Consider the following 15,251-nt stretch of genomic DNA (forward strand, 5'->3'; position numbering starts at 1 on the left):
AAGCCGCCTCGCCCGCTCCGGCGGGCGGGGCGCCACGGCTCACTCGAGCCTGTAGGCGATGACCGAATCGCCCGGCGTGGTGCCGAGGGCGCCGTGCCCGCCCGCCGCGATCACCACATACTGCCGGCCGTCCCGGCCGCGATAGGTCATCGGGGTGGCCTGGCCGCCGGCCGGCAACGTCGTGGTCCACAGGACCTCGCCGGTCTGCATGTCGTAGCCGCGGATGCGGTCGTCGAGCGTGGCGGCCGTGAACGCGACGCCGCCCGCCGTGGTCAGGGTGCCGCCGTGGGCCAGCATGCCCATCTCCAGGGGGAGCGGGACCGCCAGGCCGCCGACCTTCTGCCCCGCGACCGTGCCATTGCGGCGCTTCCAGGCAACGGTGCCGTCGGCGAGATTCACGCCGACCCGCACGCCCCAGGGCGGCGCGCTGCAGGGGATGCCGAGGGCGGAGCGCATGTGCGCGATCGAGATCGCGTAGGGGCCGCCGAGATTCTCGTTGACCGGGCTCGCCTCGGGATCGGCACCGAGGAGGCGCCTCTCCGGCTCGCCCGGGGGGCGCGGGAGCAGGCGGTAGATGTAGGGCAGGTATTGCGGCGTCGCGATCATCCAGTGATGGACCGGATCGACCGCCACCGACCCCCAGTTGAACACCCCGATATTGCCGGGCCAGACGATCGCGCCCTCCGACGCCTGGGGCGGCGTGAACGGGTTGCCGTCGTAGCGGTTCGACCGGAAGGCGAGGCGGCACTGGATCTGGTCGAAGGGCGTGACGCCCCACATGCCGGCCTCCGTCAGCGGCGCCGGCGTGAAGCGGAGGGACGACATCGGCTGGATCGGGGACGGCGTCTCCCCCGGGATGTCGGTCCGGGTCGAGACCGGAACCTCGGAGACCGGCCGGACCGGGGCGCCGGTGCGGCGGTCGAGGACCCAGACGTTGCCGACCTTGGTGGGGATCAGGATCGCCGGCACCGTCTCCTCGCCCCGCGGCAGGCTCAGGAGGACCGGCTGGGACGGGTTATCGCGGTCCCACAGGTCGTGATACGCGGTCCGGAACGCCCAGCGCAGCGTGCCCGTCTCCAGATCCAGCGCCGCCAGGGCGTCGATGAGGGCCTCGTCCTCTCGCGACCGGGCCACGCCCACCTGATCGGGCGCCCGGTTGCCGAACGGCACGTAGACGAGCCCCAGGGCCTCGTCGGCCGAGAACTGCGTCCAGGCCACCGCCGAGTTGGGTTCGTAGCGTTCGTCGGGCCGCAGCGGCGCGGTCGCGTCGGGCTTGCCGGCGTCGAACTTCCAGACGATCGCGCCGGTGCGCACGTCGAAGGCGCGGATCACGCCCGAGGGGTTGTCCGCGTAGTAGTTGTCGGCGATGGCGCTGCCGAGGACGATGAGGTTCCGGGTCACCAGCGGTGCCGAAGTCTGCTGATAGGCGGCGCGCCGGAGGTTCGGCATCTGCGCCGTCAGATCGACGAACCCGTCCGCCCCGAAGGTCCTGCACGGGGCGCCGGTCTCGGCGTTCAGCGCGTAGAGGCGGGCGTCGACCGAGGCCGCGATGATCCGGCGCGGGCACTCGGCGACCGCGGCCGCGACGGCGGCGGCCCGGTCGGCGTCGGTCTCGGCGGGCGGCGCGTAGCCGGCCGAGTCGTTGTAGGATACGCCGCGGCAGGTCTGGTGCTGGTACTGGCCGTCCCGCGCCATCTTCGGGTCGAAGGCCCAGACCAGCCGGCCGGTCTCGGGCTCCAGGGCCTGGACGATGTTGTGCGGCGTGCAGAGGTAGAGCAGCCCGTTCACCTTGATCGGCGTGGCCTCGAAGGTGAATTCCTTCGGATCCGCCCGGCTGTCGCCGCGCAGGTCGCCGGTATGGTGCTCCCAGGCCACGGCGAGGCCCCGGACATTGGCGGTGCCGATATCCGCCAGCGCCGAGTAGCGCTGGCCGAGATTGGTGCCGCCATAGGCGACCCAGTCGTCGGCCGGAAAGGGAACGCCGCTCGGATCGACGGCGGCCGGCCCCGCCCCCGCGACCTTCGGCAGGCTGCCTCGCGTCTCGACCGGGTCGACGAACCAGGACGCGGCGCCCGAGGCCGCGATCAGCAGGACGACGACCCGGAGGGCGAGCGGACCGTTCCCGAGACCGGGCTTCCAGGGCCGTTCGGGCGCGTCGCGCAGGCGCCGCACCACGGAGGGCAGGCAGAGCACGAGGCCGACGAGGAGGAGCAGGGCCCCGCGCGGGATCCATTGCCACTTGTCGAGCCCGACCTCGCCGAGCGTCCACACGAAGGCCGCCGCCAGCACCAGGGCGTAGATCCGGAGGCCGTTCTGGCGTCGCCGGACCAGTTCGACGCCGGAGACCAGCACGCCCAAGCCCAGGGCCACGTAGAACCAGGACCCGCCCGCGAGGGCCAGTGTCAGACCGAAGCTCGCGAGAGCGAGGCCAAGCAGCGCGATCGACAGCGCTATCGTTCCGAGTGCCACGGCGGTGGTATCCGCTTCCTGAGCCGGCCGGTCACGGCGGCGCCGGAAGCTGAGCCCCCACGGCGCCGCCGCATACCCGACGGCTTATCGCCGCCGTAGCTGTCCCAAGGCTGGACAAGGCTGCCGGGCGCCGCCGCTCACGCCCCGGCCCGGTCCTCCGGACGCAGGCTGACCCTGTCGCCGTCGCGCAGCGAGGCCGCCGGGCCCACGACGACGCGCTCGCCGCCGTTCAGACCGTCGCGCAGCTCCAGGAGCGTGCGGGTCTGGCGGAAGATCGTGACGGGGCGCATCCGCACCACGCCCCCCCCGTCCCCAGCCGCCTCGACCACGGCCACGCGGGTCCCGTGCTGGTCGAAGATCAGCGCGTCGTTCGGCACCGTCACGGCGGGCGAGACCCGCGGGATCTCCAGCGTGATCGTGATGTAGAGTCCCGGCCGCAGCGCCCCGTCGGGGTTGGGGATGTCGACCTGCGTGACCAGCGTGCGCGCGGCCGAGAGCAGCGTCGTCGACGAGCGCGAGACCGTACCGGGGAAGATCCGGCCCGGGATCTGCGCCACCTCGACCGAGGCGGCCAGCCCGTCGCGGACCCCGTCGGCGGCGTAGAGCGGCACGTTCACCGCCATGCGCAGCACGTCGTCCCGGTTCAGCGTGAGGAGCGGCGCCCCCGTATTCGTGTCCGCCGTGACCGCGTCGCCGACGTCGTTGTTGCGGGCCGTCACCACCCCGTCGAAGGGCGCGCGGATCTCCTCGAAGCCGGTCAGGACCTTGAGCCGGGCGACCTGCGCCTCCTGGGCGGCGATGTTGGCTTCCGCGACCTTCACGGCGGCCCTGGCGGCGTCGACGTTGGCGGTCTGCGCCAGCACCCCGGCCTGGGAGGTGTCGGCGTTCTGCCGGGTCTCGACCCCGGTGCCGGCGAGCGTCGAGGTCCGCCGGTTGGTCACGTCGGCGAGGTGGCGGTTGGCCTCGGCCTGATCCACCATCGCCCGCGCCTGGATCAGCGCCGCCTGGAGCTGCAGCACCTGCGACTGGGCCTGGACCAGCTGCTGATCGAGGTCGGGCGCGCTGATCCGGAACAGCAGCTCACCCGCCTTCACGTGCGAGCCGATATCGACCTTGCGCTCGACGATGTAGCCGGTCGCCCGCGGGTAGAGGTTCGCGATGTCGAACGCCTGGGTGGTGCCCGTCTGGGTCAGGCTCAGGGTGTCGGAGGCCCGGGCCGCGGCGGCGACCCGCACGGTCGGCGGCTTCGCCTCGGCGGCGGGCGGACTCGCCGCGCGCGACGCGTCCGGCCACAGGCGGTATCCGAGGACGCCGAGGCCCGCCAGCGCCAGCAGGGCGAGCCACCGGCGGCCGCCGCGGGCGGGCGGGACGGTTCCGTCCGTGGCTGAACTGTCCCGGTCCGCCATCCTCGCCCTCGGGTCGCGCCGCGCCTGCACCGCCGCCTCGGCGCCCGGCCGGGACGCGTGCGCCGCCGTATTCAATGCGCCGTATTCAATGCATAGACCGCGCGCGGGCTCCGGGCGAGATGCCGCAGCGCACAGCGCGGCCCGCCCGCGGATCCTCCGAGCACGCGACCGGTTTCCCTGCCACGGACTCAGGGACCCATCCACGATGACCGAGATCTCCAGGCGCGCCGTCATCGCAGCCGCCGGCGGCGCGATGGCCGCGTCCTCCGCCGCGGCGCAATCCGCCGGGCCGGCCGCGCCCCGCCCCGAGCGCGGCGGCAAGGGCGCCGACATCCTGGGCCCGCGGAACCGGCCCCGCGCCGCCGAGGAGCCGTTCACCCTGGCGCCGCCCGCCACCGACCACGGCACCATGCCGAACCTGAAATGGTCCTTCGCGGACAGCCACATGCGGCTGGAGGAGGGCGGCTGGGCGCGCCAGACCACGATCCGCGAGCTGCCGGTCTCCAAGGCCATGGCCGGGGTCAACATGCGGCTCAAGGCCGGCGCGGTCCGCGAGATGCACTGGCACAAGGAATCCGAGTGGGCCTACATGATCAAGGGCAAGGCCCGGATCACCGCGGTCGACCAGGACGGGCGCACCTTCGCGGACGATGTCGGCGCGGGCGACCTCTGGTACTTCCCGGGCGGCATCCCGCACTCCATCCAGGGACTCGCCGCCGACGGGATCGACGGGTGCGAGTTCCTGCTCGTCTTCGACGACGGCGGTTTCTCGGAGGATTCCACCTTCCTGCTCACCGACTGGCTGGCCCACACGCCCCGGGACGTGCTCGCCAAGAATTTCGGCCTGCCCGAGAGCGCCTTCGCCAGGATCCCCGAGAAGGAGCTCTACATCTTCCCCGGCCCGAAACCCGGCCCGCTCGCGGCCGACAGGATGGGCGGCTCCGGGCCGATGCCGAAGACCTTCAGCCACCGCATGCTGGCGCAGGAGCCGGTCCGCACCCGGGGCGGCAGCGTGCGCATCACCGATTCCACGGTGTTCCCGGCGTCCGTGACGATCGCGGCGGCCCTGGTCGAGGTCGAGCCCGGGGGGCTGCGCGAGCTGCACTGGCACCCGAACAGCGACGAGTGGCAGTACTACCTCTCCGGCCAGGGCCGGATGACGGTGTTCGGCTCGGAATCGAAGGCCCGCACCTTCGACTACAGGGCCGGCGACGTCGGCTACGTGCCCTTCGCCATGGGGCACTACATCGAGAATACCGGCGACACGACCCTGACATTCCTGGAGATGTTCAAGAGCCCGCGCTACGCCGACATCTCCCTGACGCAGTGGCTGGCCCTGACCCCGCACCCCCTGGTCCAGGCCCATACCGGGCTGGATCCCGAGCGCCTTGAGGCCCTGCCGGAGACGAAGTCCCCCGTTGTGCCGGGTTGACGCGCCCGGGAACCCGGACCGATCCTGGCGCGTCGACTCGCACAAGCGTTTCCGAAACCCGCTCGACTCTCGCACGGAGGGACCTATGCGTGCCGCGTCCCGCGCGCTCCTCGCCCTGGCGCTCGCCCTCCCCGCGGGCTCCGCCTGGGCGCAGGTGCAGCAGAACGACCCGAATGCCGCCAACGCCTCATTCGCCCTGCAGGGCCAGATCCGGTCGCTCAACCAGCAGCGGGTCTCGGACTTCAACACGCTGAACCAGACGTTCCAGCGCAACGTCCAGGCCGATTCCTTCGGGCCCTACCTGCCCTATCGGGGCGTCCGCGGGGACGTGTACCGGGGCCGCCATATCGGTCGGAACGGGATCGTGCGGCGGGGCGGCGGCCTCAACACGAGCGTCTGCACCGGCTGCTGACATCGGCCTCCGCGCCGCCGGGATATCCGCGCAGAGCGGGGAAAGCCCGAAAAAAACCTTTTCCCGCGGGCACGCTTCCCCCAGAAGCTGGGCCCATGGTGGCGTGCGCATGAACATCCTGCTGATCGGCTCCGGCGGCCGCGAGCACGCCCTGGCCTGGCGACTGGCTCAGAGCCCGCTCTGCACCCGCCTGTTCACGGCGCCGGGCAATCCCGGCACGGCCCGCCACGGGACCAACCGGCCGGACCTCAAGGTCACGGACCACGCGGCCGTCGCCGCCTTCTGCGCGGCGGAGGCGATCGGCCTCGTGGTGGTCGGGCCCGAGGCGCCCCTCGTCGCCGGCATGGTGGACGACCTGAAGGCCGCCGGGATCCGCGCCTTCGGGCCGACCCGCGACGCCGCCCGGCTCGAGGGCTCGAAGGGCTTCACCAAGGATCTCTGCGCCGCCTGCAACATCCCGACCGCCGCCTTCGCGCGCTTCACGGCCCTGGAGCCGGCGCTGGCCTATGTCCGCCAGCAGGGCGCCCCGATCGTCGTGAAGGCCGACGGCCTCGCCGCCGGCAAGGGCGTCACCGTGGCCGAGACGGTCGACCAGGCCGAGGACGCGCTGACCGGCCTCTTCGCCGAGCCCGGCACCGAGGTCGTGGTCGAGGAGTGCCTGTTCGGCGAGGAGGCGAGTTTCTTCGCCCTGTGCGACGGCACGCGGGCGATCTCCCTCGGCACCGCCCAGGACCATAAGCGGGTCTTCGACGGGGACCGGGGGCCCAATACCGGCGGCATGGGCGCCTATTCCCCGGCCCGGGTGGTCACCCCGGAGATCGAGGCCCGGGTCATGGCCGAGATCATCGCGCCGACGCTTGCCGGCATGCGGGCCCGCGGCTGCCCGTTCACCGGCATCCTGTACGCCGGCCTGATGCTGACCGCCGACGGCCCCAAGCTGATCGAGTACAACACCCGCTTCGGCGACCCGGAGGCGCAGGTGCTGATGCCGCGCCTCGCCTCCGACCTCGTGCCGGCCCTGCTCTCGGCCTGCGAGGGCGACCTCTCCGGCGTGAGCCTGGAATTCGATCCGCACCGGGCGGCCCTCACCGTGGTGATGGCGGCGGCCGGCTATCCGGGCGCCGTGGTCCGGGGCTCGGTGATCCGGGGCGTCGACGCCGCCGAGGGCGACGGGGTCCACGTGTTCCAGGCCGGCACCCGCGCCGAGGGCGGGCAGCTGCTCGCCGATGGCGGCCGGGTCCTGGCGGTGACGGCCCTCGGCGGCAGCGTCACGGACGCCAAGGCCCGCGCCTACGCGGCGGTGGCCCGGATCGACTGGCCGGAGGGCTTCTGCCGGCGCGACATCGGGTTCCGCGCGGTGGCGCGGGAGGCGGGAGAGGGCTGAACCCCCGGTCTCGCTCGTGGCGGGTGTCCCGGGCCCCACCCCACCCTGCCCTCCCGGACGAGGCCGGCGTGCCCGGAATGACGGGGTTGTCCGCGTCAAGCCGCCCGCCCCCTACTCCCCCACCGCCGCGCCGGCCGGCCGGCGGTTGTCGTTGGCACCGTAGAGCAGACCTGGCCGCATCCGCTCCGTGCGCGAGGCGTCGTTGCCCGACGACGCGGCCTCCGGCAGGGCGGGCGCCGCGGCCCGGACCGCGATGAGCTCCTGCGCCCCCCAGGGCCTCTGCTCGACGATCGTGTGGCCCATGCCCCTGAGGATGGCCTGGGTGTCCGCCGAGAGCGCGAAGGGCTCGGCGTAGACCGTGTCGGGCAGCCACTGGTGATGGATGCGCGGGGCGTCCACCGCCTCCTGCGGCTCCATGCCGAAATCGAGCACGTTGATCAGCGTCTGCGCGTTGATCGTGATGATCCGCGAGCCCCCCGGCGAGCCCGCCACCAGCGCGACCTTGCCGTCGCGCAGCACGATCGTGGGCGCCATGGAGGAGAGCGGGCGCTTGCCCGGCTGGATCGCGTTCTTCGTCCCCTGCACGAGCCCGAACAGGTTCGGCACCCCGGTCTTGACCGTGAAATCGTCCATCTCGTCGTTGAGGAAGAACCCCGTGTCGCCGGCGATCACCCCGGCGCCGAAATAGCCGTTGATCGTGTAGGTCAGCGCGACCGCGTTGCCGGCCCTGTCCATCACCGAGATGTGGGTGGTCTCGAGCCGCTCCCGCGGCTCCGGGCCGGGATCCGGACGGATCTCCGCCGACGGGGTCGCCCGGTCCGGGCGGATCGAGGCCCGGAGCGTCTCCGCGTAGGCCTGCGACAGCAGCCGGTCGACCGGGTTCTCCACGAAGGCCGGGTCGCCGAGCAGCAGGTTGCGGTCCGCGTAGGCGCGCCGCATCGCCTCGACCATCAGGTGTACGGTCCGGGCCGAGTTGAACCCGGCGGCCCGCAGGTCGTAGCCGTCGAGGATGCTGAGGATCTCGCAGAGCGTGGTGCCGCCGGACGAGGGCGGGGGCGCCGACAGGATCGTGGCGCCCCGGTAGCGGCAGGTGAGCGGCTCGGACTGCGTCACCGTGTAGGCGGCGAAGTCGGAGGCCGTCAGCAGGCCGCCGCCCGCCCGGGAGGCCGCCTCCACGGCCTCCGGGATCGCGCCCTTGTAGAACGCGTCCGCGCCGTGGTCGGCGATGGCCTGGAGGGTGCGGGCGAGGTCGGACTGGACCAGTCGGTCCCCGGGCCGCCAGGGGCTGCCGTCCGGGCGCAGGAAGATCCGGGCGACGTTCGCTTGGCCCGCGAACAGCTTCGTGCCGGATTCGAGGATGTCGGTGTCGCCCCGGGTCAGCACGAACCCGTCCCGGGCGAGCGCGATCGCCGGCGCCATCACCAGCGCCAGCGGCAGGGTCCCGTACGCGGCGAGGGCGGTGTTGAGGCCGAGCACCGTCCCGGGCACGCCGGCCGCCTTCCAGCCGCGCAGGCTCGCGCCCTTCACGACGTTGCCGGCAGCGTCGAGATACATGTCCCGGGTGGCGGCCGCCGGGGCGGTCTCGCGGAAATTGATGAAGCGGCTGCGCCCGTCGGCGCTGTGGAGCACCAGGAAGCCGCCGCCGCCGATGTTGCCGCAGCAGGGGTTCACCACCGCCTCGGCGTAGGCGACCGCCACCGCGGCGTCGACGGCGTTGCCGCCGGCCCTCAGGATGTCGGCACCCACCTGCGAGGCGAGGCGCTGGGACGAGACCACCATCCCGTTCTCGGCCTCGACGGCCGGTCCCGAGGCGGAGCGCGCAGCGGGCGCGCCCAGGGCGAGCAGGGCCGTGAGGAGCAGCGCGCGTGCCGGTGCGATCATCCCTGCCCTCTCCGGTGCGGGTCCCGCGCCGTCATATAGGGGACCGCGCGCTGGAGTCGCTGGACCCGTCCGATCACCGTATCCCGAGGGGCGGCGAAGCCGCCGCGAAGGAGCCTCCGAGGGCTCGCGAGACTTCCGGAGCCCCTCCGAGCCCCTCCGAGCCCCTCCGAGCCCGCAGCACAGCACCGCAGGATGAGAGGGGCGAAGGGCGGTGAGGGATCGGGCCGATCTGCCTCACTCGGTTTCGCTGGAACGGTTCGGTTGAGGTGCACCTCTCCGTCATCACGAGCGCAGCGAAGTGACCCAGGGTCGCGCCACGTCAGGAAGCGTGGCGCTGCTGGATTGCTTCGCTCCGCTCGCAAGGACGGCGCGCCGCCGAAGGCCTCAGCCGTTGCGGAACGTGTAGCTGTAGCCGTTCAGCGCCGGCGCGCCGCCGAGATGGGCGTAGAGCACCTTCGAGCCCTTCGGGAAGAAGCCCTTCTTCACGAGGTCGATCATGCCCTGCATCGACTTCCCCTCGTAGACCGGGTCGGTGATCATCCCCTCGAGCCGGGCCGAGAGGCGGATCGCCTCCACGGTCTCCTTGGAGGGCACGCCGTAGACCGGGTAGGCGTAATCCTCGTTGAGCACCACGTCGTCGGCCACGATGTCGCCCGCGCCGACCAGGGCGGCGGTGTTCTGGGCGATGTCGAGGACCTGGGCCTTGGTCTGGGCCGGGGTGCAGGAAGCGTCGATGCCGATGACGTTGCGGGCGCGCCCGTCGGCCGAGAAGCCCACCAACATGCCGGCATGGGTCGAGCCCGTCACCGTGCAGACCACCACGTAGTCGAAGCGCAGGCCCATCTCGGCCTCCTGCTTGCGCACCTCCTCCGCGAAGCCGACGTAGCCGAGCCCGCCGTACTTGTGCACCGAGGCACCGGCCGGGATCGCGTAGGGCTTGCCGCCCTCGGCCTCGACCTCGGCGAGCGCGCGCTTCCACGAATCGCGGATGCCGATGTCGAACCCGTCATCCACGAGCTGCGTCTGCGCGCCCATGATCCGCGACAGGAGGATGTTGCCGACCCGGTCGTAGACGGCGTCCTCGTGGGGCACCCAGGCCTCCTGGATCAGCCGGCACTTCATCCCGATCTTGGCGGCCACCGCCGCGACCATGCGGGTGTGATTCGACTGCACGCCGCCGATCGACACAAGCGTGTCGGCGCCGCTCTTGATCGCGTCCGGCACGATGTACTCGAGCTTGCGCAGCTTGTTGCCGCCGTAGGCGAGGCCGGAATTGCAATCCTCGCGCTTGGCGTAGAGCTCGACCTCGCCGCCGAGATGCGCGGTCAGGCGCTTGAGCGGCTCGATCGGCGTCGGGCCGAAGGTCAGGGGATAGCGCTCGAACTTGTCCAGCATCGGGTCTCTCCGGGTCTCGGGGCGCCCCGGGGCAGCAGCGGTCTCGGTCCGCCCGGGCGCATCGAAGCGAGGCCTCGGCAACGGCCCGGCGCGAGGCCCGGCTCCGTCTTCGAGGCGCGGGGAGAATCTACCCGATCCGGGATGAAAGGTGCTCTCGATCTTCGAGCATGAACAGACCTTGACTTGCGCTGCTGACCAGGCTGGCTGGGGAGTATTCCGGATTTCGCGCCGCATCCGAAAGAATCGTCCATGTCCGTAGGGCTCGATCGGATCGACCAGAAGATCCTCCGCCTCCTCCAGACGGACGGGCGCATGGCGAATGCCGAGATCGCCGAGCGGGTCGGCACCAGTGCGGCCACCTGCCATCGCCGGATCCAGCGCCTGTTCGCGGACGGGTTCGTGCGGGCGGTCCGGGCGCTGATCGATCCGATGCGGGTCGGGCGCGGCACCCTGGTCTTCGTCGGCGTCGTGCTCGACCGCTCGACGCCCGAGAGTTTCTCGGAGTTCGAGGCCGCCGTGCGCGCGATCCCCGCGCTCCTCGACTGCCACCTCGTGGCCGGAGACTTCGACTACATGCTGAAGATCCGGGTCTCCGACATGGCCGACTTCAACCGCCTCCACAGCGCCACGCTGATCGGCCTGCCGGGGGTGCGCCAGACCCGGACCTTCTTCGTGATGAAGGAGGTGATCGACAACGCGCCGCTCGATCTGTGAGGGCCCCCTACCCCTCCCCGCGCCGCGCCTTGCGCAGCGCCTCCCACCGGTCGAGGCGCTCGGCGAGCCGGGTCTCGTAGCCCCGCTCGGTCGGCTGGTAGAGGTGCTGGCGCCCGAGCGCGTCGGGCCAGTAATCCTGGCCCGAGAAGGCGTCGGGCTCGTCGTGGTCGTAGCGGTAGCCCTCGCCGTAGCCGATCCGCTTCATCAGCTTGGTCGGCGCGTTGAGGATGGTCCGCGGCGGCGGCAGGGAGCCCGCCTCCTTGGCCAGCCGCGTCGCGGCCTTGTAGGCCTCGTAGACGGCGTTCGATTTCGGCGCGCAGGCGAGGTAGATCGCCGCCTGGGCGAGGGCCAGCTCGCCCTCGGGGCTGCCGAGGAAGTCGAACGCGTCCTTGGCGGCGTTGGCCACCACCAGCGCCTGCGGGTCGGCGAGCCCGATATCCTCCACCGCCATGCGCACGAGCCGGCGGGCGATGAACAGCCGGTCCTCCCCGGCATCGAGCATCCGGCAGAGATAGTAGAGCGCCGCGTCCGGATCCGAGCCGCGCACGGTCTTGTGGAGCGCCGAGATCAGGTTGTAGTGGCCCTCCTGCGCCTTGTCGTAGATGGGCGCGCGCCGCTGCACGATCGCTTGCAGCGCCTCGGCGTCGAGGGTCTCGCCGGGGCGGGCCGAGCGCCAGACCTCTTCCGCCAGGGTCAGGGCCGCGCGGCCGTCGCCGTCGGCCATGCGGACCAGAACGCCGCGCGCCTCCTCGGTGAGCGGCAGGGCTTGGCCCGTCAGCGCCTCGGCCCGGACCAGCAGCCGCGCGACGGCGCCCGGATCGAGGGCCCGGAACAGCAGCACCCGGGCGCGGGACAGGAGCGCGGCGTTCAGCTCGAAGGACGGGTTCTCCGTCGTCGCGCCCACCAGCGTGACGGTCCCGTCCTCCATCACCGGCAGGAAGGCGTCGAGCTGGGCCCGGTTGAACCGGTGGATCTCGTCGACGAACAGCAGGGTCCCCTGCCCGGTCGCCCGCCGCTTGCGCGCCGCCTCGAACACCTTCCGCAGGTCGGGCACGCCGGAGAAGATCGCCGAGATCTGCTCGAAATGCAGGTCGGTGCCCTGGGCGAGCAGCCGCGCCACCGTGGTCTTGCCGGTGCCGGGCGGCCCCCAGAAGATCAGCGAGCCGAGCGTCCGTCCCCGCAGCAGGCGCGTGAGCGCCCCGCCCTCCCCGGTCAGGTGTTCCTGGCCGACGACCTCGGCGAGGGTCTGCGGGCGCAGCCGGTCCGCCAGCGGGCGGGCGGCCTCGGCGCCGGGGGGGCGGCCGGGATCCGGCGCGGCGGGTGTCTCCGCGGAGGCGAACAGGTCGGACATCCGCGCATCAACACCGGGCGCGGCCGGGGGCGCAAGCCGGGAGCCGGGGCTTGCCCACGGCCACGGACCTGGCGCCCCGCGACGGGATCAGCCGCCGAACACCGAGGTCAGGATCTCGCCGTTGCGGTTGATCGCGACCTCCCAGGAATTGAGGCTGTTGCGGGTGACCCGGTCGAGATCCTTCGTGGTCGCCATCGGCACGCCGTTGACCGCCACGATCACGTCGCCCTTCTGCAGCCCGACCCGGGCCGCGATGGAGTTCTCGTCCACCGCCTGCACGGCCACGCCCTCGGCCGGGAAGTCCACCTGCATCTCCTCGGCCACCGCCGGCGAGGTGTTGACGAGGGTCGCGCCGACGAACGGCGAGCGGGTCTTCACCTTGAGCGCGTCCCGGGGACGCGTCTCGGGCGCCGGGGCGAGCTTGACCGGGACCGTCTGCCGGGTCGTGCCGCGGAGGATCCCGAACCGGGCGTGGCCCTGCACGCCCTTCAGGGCGAAGCGGTAGCCGAAGGCCTCCGGATCGGCGACCTCCTGGCCGTCGACCGTGAGGATCAGGTCGCCGCGCTTCAGGCCCGCCTCCTCGGCCGGGCTCTTGGGCTGGAGGCTCGCCACCAGCACGCCGGTCGGGTGATCGAGGCCCATGCTGTCGGCGATGTCGGGCGTCACGCTCTGGATGCGCGCCCCGAGCCAGGGCCGGCGCACGACGTTCGCCCCGTCCCGGGCGGCGTCGACCACCGCCTTGACCATGCCCACCGGGATCGCGAAGCCGATGCCGTGGCTCCCGCCGGATTGCGAGTAGATCGCGGTGTTGATGCCGACGAGTTGGCCGCGCAGATCGACCAGCGCGCCGCCGGAATTGCCCGGGTTGATCGCCGCGTCGGTCTGGATGAAGTACTGATAGTCCGCCGAGCCGACCTGCGTGCGCGCCAGCGCCGAGACGATGCCCTGCGTCACCGTCTGGCCGACGCCGAACGGGTTGCCGATCGCCATCACGAAGTCGCCGACCTCCAGGGCGTCGGCATCGCCGAACGGCATCGGCACGAGGCCCTTCGGCGGTTCCTTGATCTTGAGCACCGCGAGGTCGGTGCGGGTATCGCGCATCACGATCGTGGCCTCGAACTCGCGGCGATCCGCCAGGGCGATCCGCACCTCGTTCATGTTGTCGATGACGTGGTTGTTGGTGATCACGAGCCCATCGGCATCGACCAGCACGCCCGAGCCCAGGGAGCGCTGCGCCCGGTCACCCCGGGGGCCGCGGCCGCCCTCCGGCTCGCCGAAGAAGCGGCGCATGAACTCCTCCATGGCGCTGGTGCGCGCGCTGGAGCGCTTGTCCACGTGGGAGGCGTAGACGTTCACCACCGAGGGCGCGGCCCGCTTCACCACGGGGGCGAAGGAGAGCTGCACGTCAGCCTTGCTCAGCGGCACGACCTTCGCGGTGCCGTCCTTCGCGGGCTCCCGGGTCTCCGTCCGCGCCATCTGCGCCGCGGCCGGGCTGGCGGCCAGCAGGGCTGCGACGAGGGCGGGCAGGGTGAGGCGGGTCAGCATGCAGGGCTCCGGCGTCTGGGCGGGCGCGCCGTCCAGGCCGAGACAAGGCAGGCGCACCGTGCGGCCCCACGCTATCGAGGCCGATTGCGGCAGGTCGACGACACCTTCGCCGCAGGCGGGGCGTGTCGCCGTCAGACGGCTTCCTTGCTGCGCGCCCGCCGCTTCCCGGCGGGCTGCGGCGCGGGCTCGGCTTCGGGTTCCGGCGCCGCGGCGCGCGGCTGCCCGAGGCCCAGGGAGCGGGCGAGCTGCGAGCGCTGCTCGGAATAGCTCTGGGCCGTCATCGGGTAGTCCGAGGCGAGGCCCCACTTGGCGCGGTAGGCCTCCGGCGTCAGGCCGCGCAGGGTGAGGTGCCGGCGCAGCGTCTTGTAGGGCTTCCCGTCCTCGAACGAGATCAGGAAGTCCGGATTGATCGAGCGCCGGATCTCCTGCGCGGTCGCCTTGGCGATCGGCGGGCTCTGGCCGGCGTCGCAGACCCCCCGAATCGCCGCGTGCACCTCGTTGAGGAGGCCGGGCAGATCCGCGCTCTGCACGTGATTGTGGCTCACATAGGCCGAGACGATCTCGGAGGCGAGCGTGACGAGGCGGAGAGAGCCGCCGTTCGACTGGGCCATGTCTCGTGCGTTGCCTTCTCGTGATGACGAAACTCGCCAGAACGCAAGCACTGCGTCGCGATTCGGACGCCTGATACAATCGCATTCGCAAGAAGCGTCAAGTCTTAAATTCGGAACTGGGGTATACGGTCCCAAATAGCGTAATAAGAGCGATCTTGATCGCTCAACCTCAAGGAGTAATGCCTGTCAGGGTCTCGCTTGTGCGCAATCGATATTGCCGAATTATCCCTGCGACCTGACGCGGCCTGCACTCTACAGCCGAAGGTGCGATGCGGTGCCGGCTATAGAGCTTACGAGGCCGTTTCTGCCCATCGATTGTGCATTCGCAGAGCGTCGCTGGCCGATACCTCAAAGCCGATAGGACAACCTCAGCGACGCTTTGTGGCGGTCGCACCTCGGCGGTGAGCGACGGAGGGTCTGGAGGCGGACCGACGGTGCGCCAGTGGCGCAACCTGATCGCGAACTCGCTCGGGCGTTCGGGCTCCGTCCGTGGCCGGACAAACGCAGAACCCGCCGCGCTGTTGAGCGCGGCGGGTTCTGTGTGTCGGATTTGGTTGCGGGGACAGGATTTGAACCTGTGACCTTCAGGTTATGAGCCTGACGAGCTACCGGGCTGCTCCACCCCGCGCCAAGTCTGTGCGGCTGATCCGG

11 protein-coding genes and 1 tRNA gene are annotated in these 15,251 nt (G+C 71.8%); 4 read left to right on the top strand and 8 right to left on the bottom strand.

Annotated features, from left to right (window positions below):
• Positions 1–39 precede the first annotated feature (39 nt).
• Together ACLBYB_RS28370 and ACLBYB_RS28375 are read right to left on the bottom strand one after the other, a co-directional pair.
• Positions 40–2,469, bottom strand: a complete 2,430-nt coding sequence (locus tag ACLBYB_RS28370) for a membrane-bound PQQ-dependent dehydrogenase, glucose/quinate/shikimate family (RefSeq protein WP_447700764.1) — start codon at positions 2,467–2,469, stop codon at positions 40–42.
• Between the two features lie 137 nt (positions 2,470–2,606).
• A complete protein-coding gene (locus tag ACLBYB_RS28375; protein WP_447700765.1) occupies positions 2,607–3,875 on the bottom strand; it encodes an efflux RND transporter periplasmic adaptor subunit in 1,269 nt (422 codons plus the stop codon).
• Positions 3,876–4,080: 205 nt separating this feature from the next.
• Between ACLBYB_RS28375 and ACLBYB_RS28380 the strand changes: the two genes are divergently transcribed.
• The 3 genes from ACLBYB_RS28380 (at position 4,081) to purD (ending at position 7,103) form a co-directional block, all read left to right on the top strand.
• Positions 4,081–5,307, top strand: a complete 1,227-nt coding sequence (locus tag ACLBYB_RS28380) for an oxalate decarboxylase family bicupin (RefSeq protein WP_447700766.1) — start codon at positions 4,081–4,083, stop codon at positions 5,305–5,307.
• An 85-nt stretch (positions 5,308–5,392) separates the two neighbouring features.
• Complete coding sequence (locus ACLBYB_RS28385) at positions 5,393–5,719, top strand: hypothetical protein (protein ID WP_447683462.1); 327 nt, start codon at positions 5,393–5,395, stop codon at positions 5,717–5,719.
• Between the two features lie 109 nt (positions 5,720–5,828).
• Positions 5,829–7,103 (top strand): phosphoribosylamine--glycine ligase, encoded by a 1,275-nt coding sequence (gene purD / locus ACLBYB_RS28390; RefSeq protein ID WP_447700767.1) that lies wholly within the window; start codon positions 5,829–5,831, stop codon positions 7,101–7,103.
• A gap of 111 nt (positions 7,104–7,214) precedes the next feature.
• Here purD and ggt read toward each other — a convergent pair whose 3' ends face one another.
• Together ggt and ACLBYB_RS28400 are read right to left on the bottom strand one after the other, a co-directional pair.
• A complete protein-coding gene (gene ggt / locus ACLBYB_RS28395; RefSeq protein WP_447700768.1) occupies positions 7,215–8,984 on the bottom strand; it encodes a gamma-glutamyltransferase in 1,770 nt (589 codons plus the stop codon).
• A gap of 384 nt (positions 8,985–9,368) precedes the next feature.
• The gene (locus ACLBYB_RS28400) at positions 9,369–10,379 is read right to left on the bottom strand and encodes a 1-aminocyclopropane-1-carboxylate deaminase (protein ID WP_020095545.1); all 1,011 of its coding nucleotides are present in this window, start codon (positions 10,377–10,379) and stop codon (positions 9,369–9,371) included.
• Between the two features lie 249 nt (positions 10,380–10,628).
• On the opposite strand from ACLBYB_RS28400, the gene ACLBYB_RS28405 reads away from it, so the two are divergent.
• Entirely contained in the window at positions 10,629–11,093 is a 465-nt protein-coding gene (locus ACLBYB_RS28405) for an Lrp/AsnC family transcriptional regulator (protein ID WP_447683460.1), read from the top strand.
• A 7-nt stretch (positions 11,094–11,100) separates the two neighbouring features.
• Here ACLBYB_RS28405 and ACLBYB_RS28410 read toward each other — a convergent pair whose 3' ends face one another.
• The 4 genes from ACLBYB_RS28410 to ACLBYB_RS28425 form a co-directional block, all read right to left on the bottom strand.
• A complete protein-coding gene (locus tag ACLBYB_RS28410; RefSeq protein WP_056529899.1) occupies positions 11,101–12,444 on the bottom strand; it encodes a replication-associated recombination protein A in 1,344 nt (447 codons plus the stop codon).
• An 87-nt stretch (positions 12,445–12,531) separates the two neighbouring features.
• Entirely contained in the window at positions 12,532–13,989 is a 1,458-nt protein-coding gene (locus ACLBYB_RS28415; RefSeq protein WP_020095548.1) for a Do family serine endopeptidase, read from the bottom strand.
• A 131-nt stretch (positions 13,990–14,120) separates the two neighbouring features.
• The gene (locus tag ACLBYB_RS28420) at positions 14,121–14,600 is read right to left on the bottom strand and encodes a MucR family transcriptional regulator (protein WP_020095549.1); all 480 of its coding nucleotides are present in this window, start codon (positions 14,598–14,600) and stop codon (positions 14,121–14,123) included.
• 551 nt (positions 14,601–15,151) lie between these two features.
• Positions 15,152–15,228: transfer RNA gene (locus tag ACLBYB_RS28425), tRNA-Met, on the bottom strand.
• Between the last annotated feature and the right edge of the window lie 23 nt (positions 15,229–15,251).

The sequence above is a fragment of the Methylobacterium sp. D54C genome (genome assembly GCF_053345595.1).